At 65.1% G+C, this 19,584-nt stretch carries 20 protein-coding genes; 13 read left to right on the forward strand and 7 right to left on the reverse strand.

Going from position 1 to position 19,584, the window contains the following annotated elements; all coding sequences use genetic code 11:
• The first annotated feature begins 79 nt into the window (after positions 1-79).
• On the forward strand, positions 80-250 hold the full coding sequence (locus G7078_RS05615) for a hypothetical protein (protein ID WP_166093860.1): 171 nt from the start codon (positions 80-82) through the stop codon (positions 248-250).
• Between the two features lie 24 nt (positions 251-274).
• Here G7078_RS05615 and G7078_RS05620 read toward each other — a convergent pair whose 3' ends face one another.
• Entirely contained in the window at positions 275-2,569 is a 2,295-nt protein-coding gene (locus tag G7078_RS05620; protein WP_166093862.1) for an ATP-dependent helicase, read from the reverse strand.
• A gap of 748 nt (positions 2,570-3,317) precedes the next feature.
• Here G7078_RS05620 and G7078_RS05625 point away from each other — a divergent pair.
• Positions 3,318-3,509 carry a hypothetical protein gene (locus G7078_RS05625; RefSeq protein ID WP_166093864.1) on the forward strand — a complete coding sequence of 64 codons (192 nt, stop codon included), beginning with the start codon at positions 3,318-3,320 and terminating at the stop codon, positions 3,507-3,509.
• Positions 3,510-3,516: 7 nt separating this feature from the next.
• On the opposite strand, the gene G7078_RS05630 is transcribed toward G7078_RS05625, so the two are convergent.
• Positions 3,517-3,756 carry a hypothetical protein gene (locus G7078_RS05630; RefSeq protein WP_166093866.1) on the reverse strand — a complete coding sequence of 80 codons (240 nt, stop codon included), beginning with the start codon at positions 3,754-3,756 and terminating at the stop codon, positions 3,517-3,519.
• Between the two features lie 72 nt (positions 3,757-3,828).
• Here G7078_RS05630 and parC point away from each other — a divergent pair, with 72 nt between their 5' ends.
• Genes parC through G7078_RS05645 form a run of 3 tightly spaced genes read left to right on the forward strand, consistent with a single transcriptional unit; the run spans position 3,829 to position 8,487 of the window.
• On the forward strand, positions 3,829-6,051 hold the full coding sequence (gene parC, locus G7078_RS05635; RefSeq protein WP_166093869.1) for a DNA topoisomerase IV subunit A: 2,223 nt from the start codon (positions 3,829-3,831) through the stop codon (positions 6,049-6,051).
• Positions 6,052-6,110: 59 nt separating this feature from the next.
• On the forward strand, positions 6,111-7,850 hold the full coding sequence (locus G7078_RS05640) for a putative bifunctional diguanylate cyclase/phosphodiesterase (protein ID WP_166093871.1): 1,740 nt from the start codon (positions 6,111-6,113) through the stop codon (positions 7,848-7,850).
• A gap of 40 nt (positions 7,851-7,890) precedes the next feature.
• Positions 7,891-8,487 carry a LuxR C-terminal-related transcriptional regulator gene (locus tag G7078_RS05645; RefSeq protein WP_166093873.1) on the forward strand — a complete coding sequence of 199 codons (597 nt, stop codon included), beginning with the start codon at positions 7,891-7,893 and terminating at the stop codon, positions 8,485-8,487.
• Positions 8,488-8,491: 4 nt separating this feature from the next.
• Here the strand turns inward: G7078_RS05645 and G7078_RS05650 are convergent, their stop codons facing one another.
• The 4 genes from G7078_RS05650 to G7078_RS05665 are packed head-to-tail and all read right to left on the reverse strand — an operon-like array spanning position 8,492 to position 11,368.
• On the reverse strand, positions 8,492-8,998 hold the full coding sequence (locus G7078_RS05650; RefSeq protein ID WP_166093876.1) for a DUF4402 domain-containing protein: 507 nt from the start codon (positions 8,996-8,998) through the stop codon (positions 8,492-8,494).
• Between the two features lie 35 nt (positions 8,999-9,033).
• Positions 9,034-10,227 (reverse strand): CCA tRNA nucleotidyltransferase, encoded by a 1,194-nt coding sequence (locus G7078_RS05655; RefSeq protein ID WP_166096178.1) that lies wholly within the window; start codon positions 10,225-10,227, stop codon positions 9,034-9,036.
• Positions 10,224-10,805, reverse strand: coding sequence for a CoA pyrophosphatase (locus G7078_RS05660; protein ID WP_166093878.1), 582 nt, complete (start codon positions 10,803-10,805; stop codon positions 10,224-10,226). Before G7078_RS05660 ends, G7078_RS05655 begins: the two co-directional genes overlap by 4 nt.
• Positions 10,802-11,368, reverse strand: a complete 567-nt coding sequence (locus tag G7078_RS05665) for a DUF1285 domain-containing protein (RefSeq protein WP_166093880.1) — start codon at positions 11,366-11,368, stop codon at positions 10,802-10,804. Before G7078_RS05665 ends, G7078_RS05660 begins: the two co-directional genes overlap by 4 nt.
• 39 nt (positions 11,369-11,407) lie before the next feature.
• Here G7078_RS05665 and G7078_RS05670 point away from each other — a divergent pair, with 39 nt between their 5' ends.
• The 8 genes from G7078_RS05670 (at position 11,408) to glmS (ending at position 18,601) form a co-directional block, all read left to right on the forward strand.
• Entirely contained in the window at positions 11,408-12,136 is a 729-nt protein-coding gene (locus G7078_RS05670; RefSeq protein WP_166093882.1) for an SDR family oxidoreductase, read from the forward strand.
• Positions 12,137-12,163: 27 nt separating this feature from the next.
• Complete coding sequence (locus tag G7078_RS05675) at positions 12,164-12,541, forward strand: dihydroneopterin aldolase (protein WP_166093885.1); 378 nt, start codon at positions 12,164-12,166, stop codon at positions 12,539-12,541.
• 201 nt (positions 12,542-12,742) lie between these two features.
• Positions 12,743-13,414 carry an energy transducer TonB gene (locus G7078_RS05680; RefSeq protein WP_166093887.1) on the forward strand — a complete coding sequence of 224 codons (672 nt, stop codon included), beginning with the start codon at positions 12,743-12,745 and terminating at the stop codon, positions 13,412-13,414.
• Positions 13,415-13,459: 45 nt separating this feature from the next.
• A complete protein-coding gene (locus G7078_RS05685; RefSeq protein ID WP_166093889.1) occupies positions 13,460-14,299 on the forward strand; it encodes a MotA/TolQ/ExbB proton channel family protein in 840 nt (279 codons plus the stop codon).
• Between the two features lie 80 nt (positions 14,300-14,379).
• Entirely contained in the window at positions 14,380-14,868 is a 489-nt protein-coding gene (locus G7078_RS05690; RefSeq protein ID WP_166093892.1) for an ExbD/TolR family protein, read from the forward strand.
• 17 nt (positions 14,869-14,885) lie between these two features.
• Positions 14,886-15,314, forward strand: a complete 429-nt coding sequence (locus tag G7078_RS05695) for an ExbD/TolR family protein (protein WP_166096181.1) — start codon at positions 14,886-14,888, stop codon at positions 15,312-15,314.
• A 111-nt stretch (positions 15,315-15,425) separates the two neighbouring features.
• Positions 15,426-16,778 (forward strand): bifunctional UDP-N-acetylglucosamine diphosphorylase/glucosamine-1-phosphate N-acetyltransferase GlmU, encoded by a 1,353-nt coding sequence (gene glmU, locus G7078_RS05700; protein ID WP_166093894.1) that lies wholly within the window; start codon positions 15,426-15,428, stop codon positions 16,776-16,778.
• Positions 16,778-18,601 (forward strand): glutamine--fructose-6-phosphate transaminase (isomerizing), encoded by a 1,824-nt coding sequence (glmS, locus tag G7078_RS05705; protein ID WP_166093897.1) that lies wholly within the window; start codon positions 16,778-16,780, stop codon positions 18,599-18,601. The genes glmU and glmS overlap by 1 nt, the downstream gene beginning before the upstream one ends.
• Here glmS and G7078_RS05710 read toward each other — a convergent pair whose 3' ends face one another.
• Positions 18,602-19,501 (reverse strand): LysR family transcriptional regulator, encoded by a 900-nt coding sequence (locus G7078_RS05710; protein ID WP_166093898.1) that lies wholly within the window; start codon positions 19,499-19,501, stop codon positions 18,602-18,604. It lies immediately after the preceding gene.
• Between the last annotated feature and the right edge of the window lie 83 nt (positions 19,502-19,584).

Here is a 19,584-nt window from a genome sequence, read left to right on the forward strand (position 1 = left end):
CCGCGGCTCCGCCGCTCCAAGGCATTGCAGCGCACAAAAACTTGTGGTTGAAATTGCGCTGGAGCGTGGGGCGGGGTCGATGAAACTTTACCGGATCAACAAGCTGAAGCGGGTCGGTGGACCCGTTATCAAGTCGAAGGATATCCTCGCGCGCGACGCTGCGGACGCGGTGAGCACGGCGGAAAACAGCGAGGATTGCCCGATCTGCGACGTCCTTGAAGCCGGCAAGAAGGTCGGCGCCGTCACCTGAAGCGCAACGCCGTCGGCGCGGCGGTCAGCCGGCGCTGACGAAGCTGTCGAGCACCTTTTTCATGCCCGCATGCTCGAATTCGATTTCGAGCTTATTGCCTTCGATCGCCTGGATCGTGCCGTAGCCGAACTTCCCGTGGAAGACGCGCTGGCCCAGCTCCAGATCGTCGCGCCCCTTGTTGCCAAGCGAGACGGCCGAAGCGCGGGCTTCGATCACGCGCGTGGGCTCGGTGCTGAAGCGGCCGCCGCTGCTGGCGCGCTGCCAGCCGGGGCCGCGGGTGCTGGCGCGCTTGGCCGCGCCGCTGGCGAGGTGGGCGAAGGGGTCGCCGCGCTCGCTCCATTGCGCGCGCCACAGGCTCTCGCCCCCGGTCATCGTCGTTTCGGTCTCGATCTCGGTCTCGGGCAGTTCGGCGACGAAGCGGGAGGGGAGGCTGCTTGTCCACTGGCCGTAGATCCGCCGGTTGGCGGCGTGGAGGATCGTGCATTTGCGGCGTGCGCGGGTGATCGCGACGTAGGCGAGGCGCCGTTCCTCCTCGAGGCTCTTGAGGCCGCCTTCGTCGAGCGCCCGCTGCGAGGGGAAAATGCCTTCCTCCCAGCCGGGCAGGAAGACAGTATCGAACTCCAACCCCTTGGCGGCGTGGATGGTCATGATCGTGACCTTGTCGCGGCCGCGGTCCTCGTCATTGTCCATCACCAGGCTGACATGTTCGAGGAAGCCGGAGAGGTTTTCATATTCCTCCATCGCCCGAGCGAGCTCCTGGAGGTTGTCGAGCCGGCCCGATGCCTCGGCCGACCGTTCGGCCTGAAGCATTGCCGTGTAGCCGCTTTCATCGAGGACGATCCGCGCCAGTTCCGCATGGGGCAGCTCGGCAGCCATCTGCCGCCAGCGAGAGATGTCGCCGACGAAGCGGCCCAGCGAATTGCGCGCGCGTGCCTGCAAGTCGTCGCTGTCGAGCATCGCCGCAGCGGCCATCAGCAGCGGCTGCTGGCTGGCGCGGGCAGCGGTGTGGATTGTAGCGATCGCCTTGTCGCCAAGCCCGCGTTTCGGCTGGTTGACGATGCGTTCGAACGCGAGATCGTCGGCGGGTTGGTGGATCAGGCGCAGGTAAGCGAGTGCATCGCGAATCTCGGCGCGCTCGTAAAAGCGGAAGCCGCCGATGATCTGGTAGGGCAGGCCAATGGCGATGAAGCGTTCTTCGAACTCGCGGGTCTGGAACTGCGCGCGGACCAGGATCGCGACTTCGGAAAGCGGGCGGCCGCGAGCCTGCGCGCGCTCAATCTCCTCGCCGACCCGCCGCGCTTCCTCCGGCCCATCCCAGACGCCGACGACGCGGATCTTCTCCCCGTCGCCCGCTTCGGTCCACAAGGTCTTGCCGAGCCGGCCGGAATTGTTGGCGATCAGCCCGTCGGCGGCGGCAAGGATGTGGCTGGTCGAGCGGTAATTTTGTTCCAGGCGAACGATCTTGGCGCCGGGAAAATCCTTTTCGAAGCGCAGGATGTTCGCGACTTCCGCGCCGCGCCAGCTGTAGATCGACTGGTCGTCGTCGCCGACGCAGCACAAGTTGCGCCGCGGCTCCGCGAGCAGGCGAAGCCACTCGTACTGGCCGCTGTTCGTATCCTGATATTCGTCGACCAGGATATAGCGGAAGCGGTCACGATACTGGCCGAGTACGTCGGGATGCTTGCGGAAAATGGCGAGCATATGGAGCAAGAGGTCGCCGAAGTCGCAGGCGTTGAGCGTGCGCAGGCGAGCCTGGTACGCGCTGTAAAGCTCGCGCCCGCGGCCCGGGCCGAACGCTTCCGCTTCGCCCGCATCGACCTGCTCTGGAGTCCAGCCGCGGTTCTTCCAGCGGTCGATCATCCCCGCCAGCTGGCGCGCGGGCCAGCGCTTGTCGTCGAGGTTGGCCGCCTGGATCAGCTGCTTGAGGACTCGCAGCTGGTCGTCGGTGTCGAGGATGGTGAAATTGGACTGCAGGCCGACCAGCTCCGCGTGGGTGCGGAGCATTCGTGCGGCGACCGAGTGAAAGGTGCCGAGCCAGGGCATGCCCTCGATTGCGCCGCCGCTGATTTGGGCGATGCGCTCCTTCATTTCGCGGGCGGCCTTGTTGGTGAAGGTCACCGCCAGGATCTGGCTGGGCCAGGCCTTGCGCGTGGCGATCAGGTTGGCCAGGCGCGCGGTCAGGGCGGCGGTCTTGCCGGTGCCAGCGCCGGCCAGCACCAGCACCGGCCCCTCGGTGGTCAGGACCGCATCCCGCTGCGGCGGATTGAGTCCCGCGAGCCAGGGTGATTCGGGCATCATTTCGGCGGGCTCGGGCACCATTGCGAGGTAGTGAAGCGAGAACGAAACGGCAACCGCCGCCGCAGATGGTTGCCGCACCGAAACTGTGCACGAAATCCCCGTTATCCACAGGCTAATTATGACCGATTCCGCTTTTCCGACTCGGCCGGCTGCAGCATAAGGAATGGGTGATCGGGACGGCGGCTCCCGGCCTCATCGGAAAGCCGGAAACGGACGGAAGATGCGGCAGGTGACCAAAGGTCCGATCTCCACCGGCAGGCAAGGCCGAAGCTCTTCGGAGCGGAAGCGGGCCAGTCGGAAGAGGCGCCGGAAGAGATGATCTTCGACTTGCGCGACGCGGCTTATCGGAAGGTTCTTCGGAACCGGACGTCAAGCAGAGCGAGGCGCGATGTTGGGATCGTCCCAAGAAGGGCCGCGGAACATTGGCAGGCTTTGACCTTCGGGTCAGGCACGGCAACTCCGGACGCAAGCGAGGTCTTCGGACTGGCGCAGCGAATTGAGAAGCCAGGCTCCTCCGCAAGGAGGGAGCGGTTGATGGGAAGCGACGCCTGAGCTGGTGAGCCAGACTTCAGGAAGCGGGTCCCCTGGGCTCGGTTGATGAAGCGAGGCAGATCCTTCGCTCGGCGCAGTGGGGGCTGGCAGCAATGCCGGCCCCCATTTCTGTTTGGGGCGCGGCGGGTGCCCAAATGCGACGGCTCCGTAGCTATAGCCGGTGGCTCAAGTGCGATGTGTCGAGAACCGATTTTCCCCACTTATCGGTTTGAGCGCGATGGCTGATGACAAAGTCTATGATGAGCCTACGCACGTCGATGCGGTTGAGGGTGTCGTTACCCTCATTGGACCCGATGCCGTCGACGTGCGAATGACCCCCGATGCTGCTGAAGAGACTTCGGAACGCCTGTTGGAAGGGGCGATGAAGGCGCGCGGCCAGGCGTTCTTCGGTGACAAGCGCGAACGCTGATCGCCGGCTATTTTTTTCGGGGTTCGATCCTGGCGACGAGCCGGCTGCCCTGCCAAAGTTCGCAGACGACGGATTTCTTCATGGCCTGGGCATTGCGGACGGCCGACTCATCATCGTCGGCATCGATCCACTCGGCCGCGGCAAAACTTCCCGCACCATCGATATGGTACAACCGGTACGCAGTCACAGACGAAGTGCCCCCCACATCGTAGGGGACAAGACTGGCACCGTTTTCGGGGGATTCCAATTAACTCTCGATAGCATGAACTTTTTATTGTCCTGCTTCCGCAGCGGCAAGAGCGTTGCTAGTCCAGCCGGCATGGACACCGAGCCCAGCACCACCATCGATACGCCCTTCGACGCCGCTCTGTCCGAGCGCTACCTCGTCTATGCGCTGTCGACGATCACGGCGCGGTCGTTGCCGGACGTTCGAGACGGGTTGAAGCCGGTGCACCGGCGGCTGTTGTGGGCGATGCGCCTCCTTCGGCTCGACCCGGCCGGTGCCTATAAGAAGTCGGCGCGGGTCGTCGGCGACGTCATCGGCAAGTATCACCCCCACGGCGACCAGAGCGTTTATGACGCGATGGTCCGCCTCGCCCAGGACTTCGCGCTTCGTTATCCGCTGGTCGACGGGCAGGGGAACTTCGGCAACATCGACGGCGATAACGCCGCCGCCTATCGCTACACCGAAGCCAAGCTGACAGCGATCGCGACGCAGCTGATGGCCGGGCTGGACGAAGGCACGGTCGACTTCCGGCCGACCTACAATGGCGAAGAGGAAGAGCCGGAAGTCTTCCCCGGCCTGTTTCCCAACCTGCTCGCCAACGGCGCCAGCGGCATTGCCGTCGGCATGGCCACCTCCATCCCACCGCACAACGTGTCCGAGCTCCTCGATGCGGCGGCCCACCTGATCGACAATCCCAAGGCCGAACATGCCGACCTGATGGATTTCGTCGGCGGTCCCGACTTCCCGACTGGCGGGGTGCTGGTGGACAGCCGCGAAAGCATCGCCACCGCCTATCGGACGGGCCGCGGTTCGTTCCGGCTGCGCGCTTCGATCAGCGTGGAAAAGGAAAAGGGGGGCGGCTGGTATCTGCTCGTCAGCGAGGTTCCGTACGGGGTGCAGAAGGGCAAGCTGATCGAGCAGATCGCGACCCTGATCGCCGACAAGAAGCTGCCGATCCTGGCCGATGTCAGGGACGAGAGCGCGGAGGAAGTGCGGCTGATCCTCGAGCCGAGGAGCCGGACGGTCGATCCCGACCTGCTGCTTGAAAGCCTTTACCGGCTGACCGACCTGGAAGTCCGCTTCCCGCTCAACCTCAACGTGCTCGACGCCAATCGGACGCCGATGGTGATGAGCCTGCGCGAAGCCCTGTCGTCCTGGCTCGCCTTCCAGTTCCAGGTGCTGGTGCGGCGGAGCGAGGTTCGGATCGGCAAGATCGACGATCGGCTGGAGTTGCTCGACGGGTTCCTGATCGCCTTCCTTAACCTCGATCGCGTAATCGAGATCATCCGCACGGAAGACGAGCCAAAGCCGATCATGATCGCCGAGTTTTCGCTCAGCGACCGCCAGGGAGAGGCGATCCTCAATATGCGGCTCCGCAGCCTGCGGCGGCTCGAGGAGATGGAGATCGGCCGCGAGCGCACGGCCCTGTCGAAGGAGCGGGAGGAGCTTCAAAAGCTGATCGAAAGCCCGGCGCGGCAGCGCACCCGGCTCAAGAAGGACCTGGAAAGCGTCAAAGCCAAGTTCGGCGACGACCGGCGGACCCGGCTGGAGGAAGCCGCCGGACCGCGCGAGGTCGACTGGTCGGCGATGATCGAAAAGGAACCGATCACCGTGATCCTGTCGCAGCGCGGCTGGATCCGGGCAATGCGCGGCCATGTCGATCTTCAGGAAATCGCGGACCTGAAATGGCGGGAAGGCGACGGGCCGTTCATCCATTTCCATGCGCAGACCACCGATAAGATTGCGCTCTTCGCGGCCAATGGCCGGGTCTACACGCTTGGCGGCGACAAGCTGCCGGGCGGGCGGGGCTTCGGCGAACCGGTGCGGCTGCAAATCGACCTTGCGCCGGAAGTCGAGATTGTCGGCATGATGGTCGCCCGACCGGGGACCAAGCTGCTGCTCGCATCCTCCGACGGCCGCGGCTTCATTGCTGCCGCCGAAGCAACGGTTGCCGAAACGCGCAAGGGCAAGCAACTCGTGAACCTGCGCGATCAGGCGACGGTGGCGATCGTCCGCGAAGTGCCGGTTGGTGCTGACTCGGTTGCGGTGATCGGCGACAACCGCAAGCTGCTTGTCTTCCCGCTCGCCGAACTGCCGGAAATGACCCGGGGGCAAGGCGTGCTGCTGCAGCGCTACCGCGACGGCGGGCTGGCCGATGTGATTGCATTCCGGCTGGGCGACGGGCTTAGCTGGACGCTCGGCGGCGAAAGCGCGCGGACGCGGACGGAAACCGACCTGACTCCGTGGCGCGCAGCGCGCGGGGCGGCGGGGCGGATGCCGCCGATGGGATTTCCGCGGAGCAATCGCTTCAGCTGAGCGGGTCGCCGTCGATCGGCACTTACGTTGAATTAACACCTGTCCGGCAAAGCCCCGTTATGCAGCCTGCATTCCAGCGCTTTCGGGAGCCGACCCGCGCGCGACCTGCCGGACCGAATGCGAACGCGCATCCGGCGGCAGGCGACGATGAGGCGTTGCTAAGCGCGCTGCCGATTGCCGCTGGAATCTTCTCGCTGCGCGGCGAAAAACTCTGGATTCACGGGGTCAACGACCGGTTTTTCAAGCTTGCGGGTTGTGCCGGCGCGCCGGAAAGGTTCGTCAGCATTTTCCGGCATTATGCGGCAGGGCCGGGCGGCGATTTCATCCGCAATTATCTGAAGTCCGGCGGCGACGCCTGCGACGAGATGGAATTCGACGACGGCGATGGGCCGCGCCGTCGGTTCATGAAGATGAAGCTGGCACCGCTTCGCTCGCTGAATTGCGATGAACCCAGGTGCCTGATCAGCGTCGTCGACCGCACCGTCGAAGTGCAGGCCGAGCATGCGTTGCGCGCGGAAATGGTTCGCGACAGCCTGACCGGCCTGGCCAACCGGCTTGGCTTCACCGAGACCATCGAAAAGGTCGTCGACGCGAGCGTGAAGGACGCCGAACATGCCGTCCTGGTCGTCGACCTGCTACGTTTTTCCCGAATCAACGAAAGCATGGGCAGCATCGCGGGCGACGAGCTGCTCATCACCTTCGCCCGGCGGCTGATGTCGGCGCTGCGCGGCGGCGACGTTCTGGCGCGCACCGGCGGCAACGAGTTCGGGATCCTCGTGGCGCTCGGGCGCGGGGCCGAAGATGCGCTGGCCGCGGCCGATCGGATCCAGCAGGTGATGTCGGCGCCGTTCACCATTTCCGACCTGGAAATACAGGTTGAGTGCGCGATCGGACTGGCGCTGATCCACGCCGGCGACGATGCGGAAGACCTGTTCCGCAACGCGCAATTCGCCGTCAAGCAAGCCAAGCAAAGCGGGCGGCCCCAAATCTATGAGCCGAAGGAAGCAAGCCTGGCGCGGCGCCGGTTCTCCGTCGAAACGGAACTTCGCCGAGCGCTTGATCGCGACCAGCTCAGGCTGTTCTACCAACCGCTGATTGACCTGAAATCGGGCAAGGTTGCAGGGTTTGAGGCGCTGGCTCGCTGGACCCATGAAGATCGCGGCGAAATCAGCCCGTCGGAATTCATTCCGGTGGCCGAGGAAAGCGGGCTGATCCTTCAGCTCGGCCGCTGGGCGCTGGACAAGGCGACGCAAACGCTGGCCGGTTGGGACCGCGAAGCGGGCGGACCGCTGCCAATCTATGTCGGCGTCAACCTTTCGGCGATTCAGGTCGCGCGCGACGATGTCGCTGGCGCCGTCGCCGAAGCGCTGCGATCGAGCGGGCTTGCCGGCAATCGGCTGACGCTTGAGTTGACCGAAAGCTCGATCGTTCAGGACCCGGGCCGCGCTACGCGCGTGTTCGACGCGCTCAAGGCGCTCGATACGACGGTGGCGATGGATGACTTCGGCACTGGCTATTCGAGCCTTGCCTACCTCCAGCGGCTGCCGATCGACGTGCTCAAGATCGACCGCAGCTTCGTGTCCGCAATGATGGTCGATCCCGACAGCGTCGCCATCGTCCGCGCGGTGCTCAGCCTGGCCGAGGCTTTGGGCATGTCGACCACTGCGGAAGGGATCGAGAGCGTCGAACTGGCGACGACCCTGGCCGCCTTGGGATGCGCGAGCGGGCAGGGCTTCTACTTCGCCAGGCCCCTGGAGGCGGAAGCGGCCGCCGACTATTGGAAAACCCGCCGCCGTTAGGCTTCCCCCCGGCGGCATCTCCGCGCTAAGCCCTCGTCATATGGCCTTTGGCAGTATCGACGCGATTATCGACGGCAGCCCCATGGCGGCGGTCGTCACCGATCCGCACCAGCCGGACAACCCGATCGTGGCGGCGAACCAGGCGTTCTGCGACCTGACCGGCTATGCCCGCGAAGAGATTATCGGGCGCAACTGCCGTTTCCTCGCCGGTAGCGGCACCGAGCCCTGGATGACCCAGGAGCTGCGCGACGCAATGGCCGGCCGGCGGCCGACGCTGGTCGAGATCCTCAATTACAAGAAGGACGGTTCGCCATTCCGTAACGGAGTGATGATCACGCCCTTGTTTGGGCAGGATGGCGAGCTAGCCTGGTTCCTTGGCTCCCAGGTTGATCTCGGACCGGGCGAGGGCAGCTTCGTTGCGCGCCGGCAGCGCGCCGAGCATCTGATCGGGCAGTTGTCGCCGCGGCAGCGGGAAGTGCTGGAACTGATGTCCAGCGGCCTGCTCAACAAGCAGATTGCCGGCGACCTTGGCCTGAGCGAGAAAACGGTCAAGATGCACCGGGCCCTGATGTTTCGGCGGCTTGGCGTGACAACTACCGCGGAGGCGGTTCGGACCGCGGTCGAGGCCGGGCTTTAGGCGATCAATAGTCGACGGTAACGTTGAACGTCCCTTGATAGAGTCCAGGCGCGGTCGTCGAATCCAGCTTGATCGAGCCGCCCAGCTGGAAATCGACGCCCGGCGGGCCGGAGCTGGTCAGCACCACTGAGGTCGGCCCGTCGACCGTCAGCTGCAATGTCTTCGACCCGTCACTCTGGTTGACCAGAAGGACGTCCGGCGTGGAGATGCGGACTACCATGTTATTGGTCCCGGCCACATTGTAAGCCGCGACTTGGGTTGCACCGGAGCAGGTGATTTGCACGGGGCAGGTACGCACGCCGCCGGCGGACAGGCTGAGGGTTGCGCCGCTGAAGCTTCCCGAGCCGAGCATGACCGTCCCTAGGTCGAGGTCCTGGAGGCGGTTGAGCACCAACGGTTTGACCACCTTGGCCGAGGTGGTGGCGGTAATCGTGGCGGCAGCCGCGGGCGCGGCGCAGGGCAGCGCAACAAGCGCCGTGACCCATGCAATCCTGGCCCAGTGTCCCACCATCCGCCGGGGGGTAAAGCAGCGCGGTTGAAACGCGGTTAACGGCCCGTTTGCCGTTGCTCCACCGCCGCATCCACGATTTGCTCGAATTCGTCCCCGGTGGGAAAGCCGGCCTCGACCCACATTTCTTCGATGCGTTTCAAGGTGTGCGCGACGTCCGGGCCCTGCGTGACCCCGCGATCGATCAGCGCCCCGCCGCCGATCGGCAGGCGAGGCGGCGCCCAGCCGGCGATTGCGATCGCGGCCTCGCCCTTGGCGCCCAATAGCAGGCGGTCGACGGCGCACTCGACGCCGATCCGGTAGGCGAGCGCCCTTGCATCGCCGCCAACGTCTTCCTCCGCCGCGCAGGCCAAGCGCTTGCGCGCCTTGTTGGACAGCTTGAGCCGGGCCGCGACCCGTTCGGCCGTCGCGGCGTCGCGCGGAAGCAGCGCCGACAGCCGGCGCACCGGCGCGGCCGGCAATTTGGCCTCGGCTTCGGCCCTGACCAGGAGCGAAAGGCGGGGCAGGGCGTCCGCTTCGATCTCCGGCAGCACCGGGCGGAATATGCCGCATTCGATCATCATCGCGACGGTCGCGGACGGATCGTCGACCGCCAGCAGCTTCAGCAGTTCATCGGCAATCCGCTCCCGCGAAAGGGCCATCAGGTCATTGGCGCGGGCGGTGCAGGCCTGGAGCGCTGCGGCATCGACGACGTCTCCGGCGAAGCGCGCGTGGAAGCGGAAGAAGCGCAATATCCGCAGATGGTCTTCGGCAATGCGCCGCAGGGGATCGCCGATAAAGCGGACCCGGCGCTCCGCGATGTCTTCAAGCCCGCCGAAATAATCGGACAGTTCGCCGGTCAGCGCATCGGCCATCAACGCGTTGATCGTGAAGTCGCGGCGGGCCGCATCCTCTTTCCAGTCATCGGTGAAGGCGACCGTCGCTCGCCGTCCGTCGGTGCTCACGTCGCGGCGCAGGGTCGTCACTTCGACGACATGACCCTCGCTGATCGCGGTCACCGTGCCGTGCTCGATCCCGGTCGGGACCACCTTGACCCGCGCCTGCTCCAGCCGGCGCACGACGTCTTCGGGCAACAGCCGCGTTGCCAGGTCGATGTCGCTGACCGGAAGCGATAGCAGCCGGTCGCGGACGCAGCCGCCGACGTAGCGGACCTCGCCTTCATTCGCGCCCAAGGCTTCGAGGATGCGCGACATACCGGGCACCTGCGCCCAAAGACTGACGTCGATGGTCATCGCCACTGGAGGCGCCGCGACAGGTTCACAAGCATTGCCGCAGTCGCTCCCCAAATCCGCCGCCCCTGCCAATCCACCACGTAATAGTCGCGTGTTGCGCCGCGGAAAACCGCGCTCTCGCGGCGGTGGTTGGCGGCGTCGAGCAGGTGCGCCATGGGCGCTTCGAACCAGGCTGCCACCTCACGGTCATGCGGCCGCAGCGCCAGGTCGGGCGGGATCACGGCCAGCACCGGGGTCACGACATAGCCGGTGACGGTACGATATTCGTCGGTAGTGCCGATTACGTCGGCGCCGGCGGGGTCGATCCCCAATTCCTCATGCGCTTCGCGAAGGGCCGCTGCGACCACGCCTTCGCCCGGGTCGATCCGCCCGCCCGGAAAGGCGATCTGCCCGGCGTGAGTCCGCATGTCCTCGCGCCGCACGGTGAGCAGGATCCCCGGCTCCTCTCGATCGGTGACCGCGACGAGCACAGCCGCCGCCGTGCTTGGCCCCAGCTCCTGCTCGGCAAGGTCGCCTGTCAGCGGCGGCTCGGCGGGCTCCGCGGAAAGGGTGGCGCGCAGCCGCTCGGCCAGGGTCATGCGGCATTCAGCGCAAAGTGCTGCCCGTCGCTCCAGAAACCGGGCGGGTCGCCGGCCTCGGCCAAGGCGATCTCGGCAAGCTCGTAATAAACCGGGCGCGACAGCTCCGCTTCCAGGCCATGCCTGACGGCGACGCGTGGCGCTTCGCCTTCGCCGGCCATGGTCAAGGCATGCTCGGGGCCGATGACGAGGCCATCGCCCGAATCGAGCTTGAGCGCCACCCGCCGTGCCGCGCCTTCGCCTTCCGTCGTCATCTCAATGGCTCGGAACGCCGTGCTTTCGACGTCGATGTCTAGCTTTTCGACCGGGGTGACGAGGACATGGCGCCCGTCCGGCTCCCGGCGAAGGATGGTCGAAAACAGCCTGACCATGGCCGGCCGGCGAATGGGCGCGCCCTGATGGTACCAGGTGCCGTCGCGAGCGATCCTCATCTGGGAATCCCCGCAATGCGACGGGTTCCACTTGTCCACCGGCGGCAGCTTGCGATCGGCATTATAGGCTTCGAGATCGGCGAGGGTCAGCCCGGCAAGGTCCAGCGGTGGTCGCGTTTCAGGCATCGGCATGGATTGCTTCGCTTCGCCGCGGATGACAACAGGCGAGCGATGGATGAACCCGGCACAGCAATCGTCACCGGCGCCGGCAAGCGCGTCGGCGAGACCATTGCCCGATCGCTGCTGGAAAGCGGCTGGAAGGTCATTGCGCACGTTCGGCGCGATTCGGACGAAGCGCCTGATGGCGCAGTGAAGGTCGCCGCCGAACTGGCGGACATCAATGTCGCGCGGCGGATTTTCGATGCTGCCCATGGCCTTCCGCCGGTGCGGCTGCTGGTCAACAACGCCAGCCGCTTCGCCTGGGATTCGATGGCGGACTTCGACGCCGGCGAGTTCGACGCGCACATGCACGTCAATGTGCGGGCGCCCTTGCTGTTGTCGGCGGAGCTGGCACGGCGTCACGCGGGCGGGGATGCCCTGATCGTCAACGTCCTCGACGCCAAGCTGGCTACGCCGAACCCGGATTTCCTGAGCTACACCGTGTCCAAGCAGGCGCTCGCCGGCTTCACGGAGCTTGGCGCGCGGGCGCTGGCTGGGCGGGGAATTCGAATGAACGCCATCGCCCCGGCGCTGATGCTTCGGTCGCCCGGCCAGAGCGAGGCGAACTTCGACCGAATGCATCGCCGCAACCCGCTCGGGCGCGGAGTGACGCCGGACGATGTGGCCAAAAGCGTCGCTTATCTCTGGTCGTGCAAGACCATCACCGGCGACGTGCTGATGCTTGATGGCGGGCTGCGGTTCGCGCCGCCGGCGCGCGACGTGCAATTCCTGGAGGATTGATTGGACGACGCAGCGAAACTAGACGGGATGGTGCCCCTGCATTTGCTGCCGAAGCAGGCGCGAATCATCGTCGAGGATTTAGAAATCCAGGCCGACATTGGGTTTCACCCGTTTGAAATCGGGTCGCCGCAACGCTTGCTCGTCACCGTCGAAGTGCTGCTCGATCACGCGACGCCGCCCGCCGACGACGACCCGGCGAATGCCTGGGATTACGATTTCGTTCGCGAGCAAGTGATCGCACTCGCCGTGCAGCGCCGGCACAATCTGCAGGAAACCTTGGCCTATAACATCTATTTAGGCCTGGCTGGGCTGCGCGGGGTTCGCGCGCTTCGGGTGCGCACCGCCAAGCCCGACGTTTACCCGGACACGCGCGCGGTCGGCGTCGAATATTCTTCGTTGCCGTGACACCGCGCCTGGCGTCACGACAATGACATACGCACGTGGAACAAAATGCGTTGCGCGGCACTTGGACGATAGATAAGGAAGCGCCCTTATGGCCCATGATATGTTGATACATGGGCGTCATTCGATCCAGTTTGGAGGGCCGTTTGCCGGCGGCCAATCAGACGTTGGAGTTCACGGCGTGACGAGGAGAATTGCGGCTTAATGTCCTACGCCAACCGTAAAGAGCTCAGCGGCAACCGTACCGCGGCGATCGTCGTCGTCGCGCTGATCCACCTGCTGCTCGGCTATGCGATCGTTACGGGCCTTGCCTACAATGTGATCAAGAAGGCCGCGGCCGACTTGAAAACGTTCGACGTCGAGGAACCGCCGCCCCCGCCCGAAGAGCCGCCGCCACCGCCGGAAGACATGCCTGACGTGCCGCCGCCGCCGATGCAGCCGCCGCCCGTGGTCCGGGTCAATACGCCGCCGCCGCCCATTCGGGTTCAGGAATCGACCGTGATTCCCGAACCGAGGCCGCTGCCGCCAATTGCGACCCCGCCGGGACCGCCGACGCCGCCACGTCCGCCAGCTCCGCCAGCAAAAGCGCAGTCGGCGGTGAGTGCAAAGGGAGACCTCCGTTCGCTCTTTTCGGGAGATGACTTCCCGGCAGGTGTCGAAGACGAAGGTACCACCCAAGCCACCTTGAGTATTGGAACTGACGGTCGTGTCTCAAACTGCTCAATTACGCGATCGTCTGGTAGTCGCGCTTTGGACAGCGCAACTTGTCGGGTGCTGAAAAGTCGCGCGCGGTTCACTCCCGCTCGAGATTCAAGCGGAAATCCAATTTCGGACACGATTACCACGCCGTTGATCAGGTGGGTGTTACCTGAGTAACGGACGACGATTTTTTCTCCAATCCCTACAGGAAAGTAGACGCCAATGTCCTTCATCGCTCTTACAGCTTCTGCCGCTACTGCCAGTGGCGAGAACCCATACGGTCTTCTGCCTGCGCTTCAGCAGGGCGGTGTCATCGCCTGGTCGGTGTTCATCATCCTGGTCGGCATGTCGATCTTCTCCTTCTACATCCTGTTCACCAAGCTGATGCAGCAGCAGAAGATCATCGCGCAGGGCCGCAAGGTGCGTTCCAGCTTCTGGAACTCGCCGAACCTGCGCGAAGCCGCGACCAAGCTTGAGGCGCGCAGCGCTTACCGCTCGATCGTCGACGATGCGCTGGTTGCCCAGGAACAGCACGGCAAGCTGACCGACCCGATCGACCAGCACGATTGGATGGCGAACAGCCTGGCCCGCAGTCAGGGCGCGATCGGTTCGCGCTTGGGTGAAGGCCTGGCCTTCCTTGCCACGGTCGGTTCGACGGCGCCGTTCATCGGTCTGTTCGGTACCGTCATCGGCATCTACCGCGCGCTGATCAAGATCGGTGCCGCCGGCCAGGCGTCGATCGACGCGGTTGCCGGCCCGGTCGGCGAAGCGCTGATCATGACCGCGCTCGGTCTGGTCGTCGCGGTTCCCGCCGTGCTTGCCTACAACTGGCTGCTGCGCCGCAATAAGTCGATCATGGAAGACCTCGCGGCCTTCACGAACGACCTGCACGGCTACCTGATGTCGGACGGAAAGGTGAAGCCGCGCATCGCCACCGGTGGCAAGGGTGACGTCGGCAATTCGACCACCACTGCCGGTTCGACGAGCAGCCGCACCCAGCAGCCGCTGCGCACGGGCTCGACCCAGTCGGGTTCGCAGGCGAGCAGCACGACTGGCGTATAACTTCCTGGTTCAACGGGCGGAGTGGCATTGCCGCTCCGCCCGGCGGACCGCACTAAAAAGCCGAAAGAAGGCATAGCCCTATGGCAATGAAAGTTGGCTCCGGCGAAGGCGAAGACGAAGCCATCTCCGACATCAACGTCATCCCGCTGGCTGACACGATGCTGGTGATGCTGATCATCTTCCTGATCGCGGTTCCGGTCGTGTTGCAGAGCGTCCCCGTGAAGCTTCCGTCGGTCCGCTACGAAGCGACCACGACGAAGCCCGAAAACGTCAACCTTTCGGTCCACGGCACTCCGGACGGCAACTGCGCGGTCTATTGGGGCGTCCAGAAGGTCGATAGCAAGGAGCTCCTGGAGCGCGCGGTCAAGAAGCTGGAGGACACCATCAAGGCGGTCGGCGGCGTCGAAAACGTGACTGACGAGAACATGCCCGAGGCGCACATCCGCGGCGACATCAACACGCCGTACAAGTGTGTCGGCGGCGCGATTATCACCATGCAACGCGCAGGATTCGCCCGCGTCGGATTCATCTCCGAGCCGGCACCGCAGTCCGGCGTCCGCGTCCAGTAGGAGTTTCGACCATGGCAATGACCGTCAAGCAAGGCGACTCCGAAGGCGAACCGATGAACGACATGAATGTCGTTCCGTTGATCGATGTTCTCCTGGTGCTGCTGATAATGTTCATCATCACCATTCCGGTGCAGAGCCACGCGGTGAAGCTCGACCTTCCGGTGAACCAGAACAATGTGAACCCACCGCCGGTCGATCCGGTCAAGAACAAGATCGTCATTACCGGTGACGACAAGATCCTGTGGAACGGCAACCCGGTGACGATGGACCAGCTCCGCCTGTACCTGGACACCACGCAGCAGATGGACCCGACTCCGGAACTCCACCTGCAGCCGGATTCCAAGGCTCGTTATGAAATGGTCGATGAGGTTCTTGCCGTCACCAAGCGGGCCAGGGTCGAAAAGATGGGTTTCGTCGGCAACGAATATTACATGAACGTCTTCTAGGCGGACGCTCAACCTGACGATGCTTTACAAGGGCGGCTTTCGGGCCGCCCCTTTTTTATGGCCGACGCGCCCTCTGGCGCTCTCAAAGTCGCCGTGCCATTGCTCGCCGCCATGAGTGCACCGCACGATTTCGCCGCTGTCGTCCTTGCCGCTGGGCAGGGCACGCGCATGCGCTCCGACACGCACAAGGTCTTGCATCCGATCGCCCAGCGGCCGCTGCTTTTGCACCTGCTTGACAGCATCGATGAGCTTGGCGCCAGCCGGCGTATCGTCGTCGTCGGCAAGGGCCGCGAGCAGGTCGAGCGCGCGGTCCAGGTACGCGGCGTCCTCGTCGCGCATCAGGCGAAGCAGAAAGGCACCGGCCACGCGGTGTTGCAGGCCCGCGATGCGCTTGGCGACTATGATGGCGCCGTCATCGTCCTCTACGGCGACACGCCCTTCGTCCGTGCTTCCACCTTGCAGCGAATGCTGGAGCGGCTGGACGGGGCAGGCGGTCCGGGGATCGTCGTCCTGGGATCGGTCCAGGACGATCCGGCGGCCTACGGGCGCATCATCGCCATCGGCGATCGCATCTTGAAGATGGTCGAATATAAGGACGCGACCGAGGAGGAACGGGCGGTTCGCCTATGCAATTCGGGCATGATGGCGGTGCGCGCGCCCGACCTGTTCCGCTGGCTCGAAAAGGTCGGCAACGACAATGCCGCGGGCGAATATTACCTGCCCGACATCGTCAACATCGCCGCCGCCGAAGGGCGCCAGGCGGTCGTGATCGAAGGCGATGCGTTCGAAACCGCCGGGGTCAACAGCCGCGCCGAACTGGCGCACCTGGAGGTCGACTGGCAGCGCCGCCGGCGTGAGCAGGCGCTTCAGGACGGTGCAACCCTGATCGACCCGGAAAGCGTCTGGTTCGCGTTCGACACCAGGCTCGGCCGCGACGTGACAGTCGAACCGCACGTCGTCTTCGGCGCTGGTGTCGCGGTCGCCGACGGCGCCACGATCAAGGCCTTCAGCCACATCGAAGGCGCCGCGATCGGCGCGCGCGCGGTGATCGGCCCCTTCGCCCGCATCCGGCCCGGGACCGAGCTGGCCGAGGACACCAAGGTCGGCAACTTCGTCGAGATCAAGCAGGCGCAGGTCGCCCGCGGCGCCAAGGTCAATCACCTTAGCTACATCGGCGACGCCAGCGTCGGTGAGAAAGCCAACATCGGCGCCGGGACGATCACCTGCAATTACGACGGGTTCGGCAAGTCGCGGACGGTGATCGGCGCAGGGGCGTTCATCGGTTCGAACAGCGCGCTGGTCGCGCCGGTGACGGTCGGCGACGGCGCGATCGTCGGCGCCGGATCGGTCATCACGCGCGATGTCGAAGCCGACAGCTTGGCCCTCGAACGCAACGAACAAAAGGGAATCGCCGGCTGGGCCCGCCGCTTCCGTGAACGGATGACAAAAAGGGCAGCTGAGTAATGTGCGGAATCGTTGGTATTGTCGGCAACCGGGATGTTGCCCAGCGGCTGTTCGACGGGCTCAAGCGGCTTGAGTATCGCGGCTATGACTCGGCCGGCATCTGCACCATCGACGGTGGCCGGCTCGACCGGCGGCGGGCCGAGGGGAAGCTCGACAACCTGCAGCGCGAGCTTGCCGGCAATCCGCTTGGCGGCGACGTCGGCGTTGCCCACACGCGCTGGGCGACCCACGGGGCGCCAACGGTCGGCAACGCGCATCCGCACATCGCCGGGCGCGTCGCTTTGGTGCACAACGGGATCATCGAGAACTTCAAGCCGCTGCGCGACGAACTGATCGCCGACGGGCGCGAATTCCTCAGCGAAACCGATAGCGAGGTCGTCGCCCATCTGGTCGCCCGCGAAGTCGAGCGCGGCTCGTCCCCCGCGGACGCCGTCGCAACCGTGCTGCCGCGGCTGCAGGGCGCCTTCGCCATCGCCTTCCTGTTCGAAGATCACCCAGACCTTATCATCGGCGCGCGCCTGGGTGCGCCGCTGACAGTCGGCTATGGCGAGGGCGAGAATTACCTGGGTTCCGACGCGCTTGCGGTGGCCCCCTGGACGCGCCGGATCGCCTACCTCGACGAGGGCGACTGGGCGGTCGTCCGCCGCGACGGGATCGAAATCTTCGACCGCGAGAACCGGCCGGTCGAGCGGGAGATCGTCGACAGCGGCGCATCCGCGGTGCGGATCGAGCGCGGCAACTACCGGCACTACATGCAGAAGGAAATCTTCGAGCAGCCGGTCGTCGTCGCCGACAGCCTGTCGAGCTACATTCGCCCGTTCGAAGGCATCGTCGCACTGCCCAATATCGACTTCGACCTCGCCGACGTCGACCGGCTGACCATCGTCGCCTGCGGCACCAGCTTCTACGCCGGCCTGGTCGCAAAATATTGGATCGAGCAATACGCCCGGGTGCCCGTCGACATCGATGTGGCGTCGGAATTCCGGTATCGCGATCCCGTTCTGCAGCCGGGCGGACTGGCCTTGTTCATCAGCCAATCGGGCGAGACCGCCGATACGCTGGCAGCGCTGCGCCATGCGCGCTCGCAGGAACAGCGGATCGCCGTCGTCGTCAACGTCCCGACCAGTTCGATGGCGCGCGAGGCCGACCTGCTGCTGCCGACCCACGCCGGCCCGGAGATCGGGGTCGCTTCGACCAAGGCGTTTACCTGCCAGCTGGCCGTCCTGGCCGCCCTTGCAGCGAATCTGGCGCGCGCGAAGGGCAGGCTGTCGGCCGCGGAAGAGCGCGAGATTGTCGCGCACCTGCAGGAGGCCCCGGCCGCGATCAACGGCGCGCTCGACCATGACGACGACATCGCCGCGATGGCGCATTTGATCGCGCCGGCGCGCGACGTGCTCTACCTGGGCCGCGGGCCCTATTATCCGATGGCGCTGGAAGGCGCGCTGAAACTGAAGGAAATCAGCTACATCCACGCCGAAGGCTATGCCGCGGGCGAGATGAAGCACGGCCCGATCGCGCTAATCGACGAGCATGTGCCGGTCATCGTCCTCGCGCCGTCCGGACCCTTGTTCGAAAAGACGGTCAGCAACATGCAGGAAGTGCGCGCGCGGGGCGGGAAGATTGTGCTGGTCAGCGACGCCAAGGGCCTGGAAGAAGCGGGCGAAGGCTGCATGGCGACGATCGAAATGCCTGAGGTGCACCCGTTGATCGCGCCGATCGTCTATGCCGTCCCGGTGCAGTTGCTCGCTTATCATACGGCCGTGCTGAAAGGCACCGACGTCGACCAGCCGCGTAATCTGGCGAAGAGCGTTACCGTCGAGTGATCAGGTCGAAAGGTTCAGGTCGGCCACGCGCTGCCTGATCCGTTCGAACAGGAAATCGGTGACGACCCGGACCCGCGGGCTGTGCCGGACCCGCTCGTGGGTCAGCAGCCACATGACGCGTCCGTGGCCGCTCCTTGGGCCAAAGCATTGCACCAGTTCAGGGTCGGAATCGGCAACCAGGCACGGCAGCACGGCGATGCCGACGCCGGATCGTACCGCAGCAAGCAGGCCGCTGGACGTGGCCTGATGGATCGCGACCTGCGATTCGACGCCAAGCCTGCGCAGGTACGATTGATATTCGCGCCACAGATTGCCGCCCCCGCCGCCGATCAGCGCGTGCCCGCGGAGCTGCTCGGGGGCGCCCGGGATGCCGTTGCGCTCGCCATATTCCGGTGTGCAGTAGAACGCCCAGTCATCGACACAGAGCCGACGCCCGACCACGCCTGCGGACTGTTCGAGGCGCGTTGCCCGCAGCGCGATGTCAGCTTCCCCAGCGCCAAGGTCGCGGACCTCGCTGGTGGCATCCATCTCGATAACGATTTCAGGATGCGCATCGTGCAGCGCGCGCAGCAGCGGCGGGAGCAGCTGAACGGCGAAAATCTCTTCGGTCGTTAACCGAACCGTCCCGCTGGTGTCCCGGACCTGGGCGGCTGCCGCGTCGCCGAGGGCGTCGACCGACGCGCCGACCGACCGTGCGTGACCGATCAGCCGCTCGCCGTCCGGCGTGAGCGTATAGCCCGCCTGGCGCCGGTCGAAGAGGGTAAGGCCCAAAGCCTGTTCCAGCGCGCCGATGCGACGGGCGACGGTCGTCTGGCTGACCCGCAGGTTTCGCGCCGCGGACAGCGTACTCCCGCTGTCGGCAACTGCGAGGAAGAAGCGGAGGTCGTTCCAGTCTAGCATCGCGCCATTCTGCATTATTGCAGAACCATCGTGCAACATCGTTGCTTATGCGAACTGAAATCGCGGCCTATCTGGTGTGTCGC

Origin of the sequence: Sphingomonas sinipercae, from assembly GCF_011302055.1 — a bacterium.
Lineage (GTDB): Bacteria > Pseudomonadota > Alphaproteobacteria > Sphingomonadales > Sphingomonadaceae > Sphingomicrobium > Sphingomicrobium sinipercae.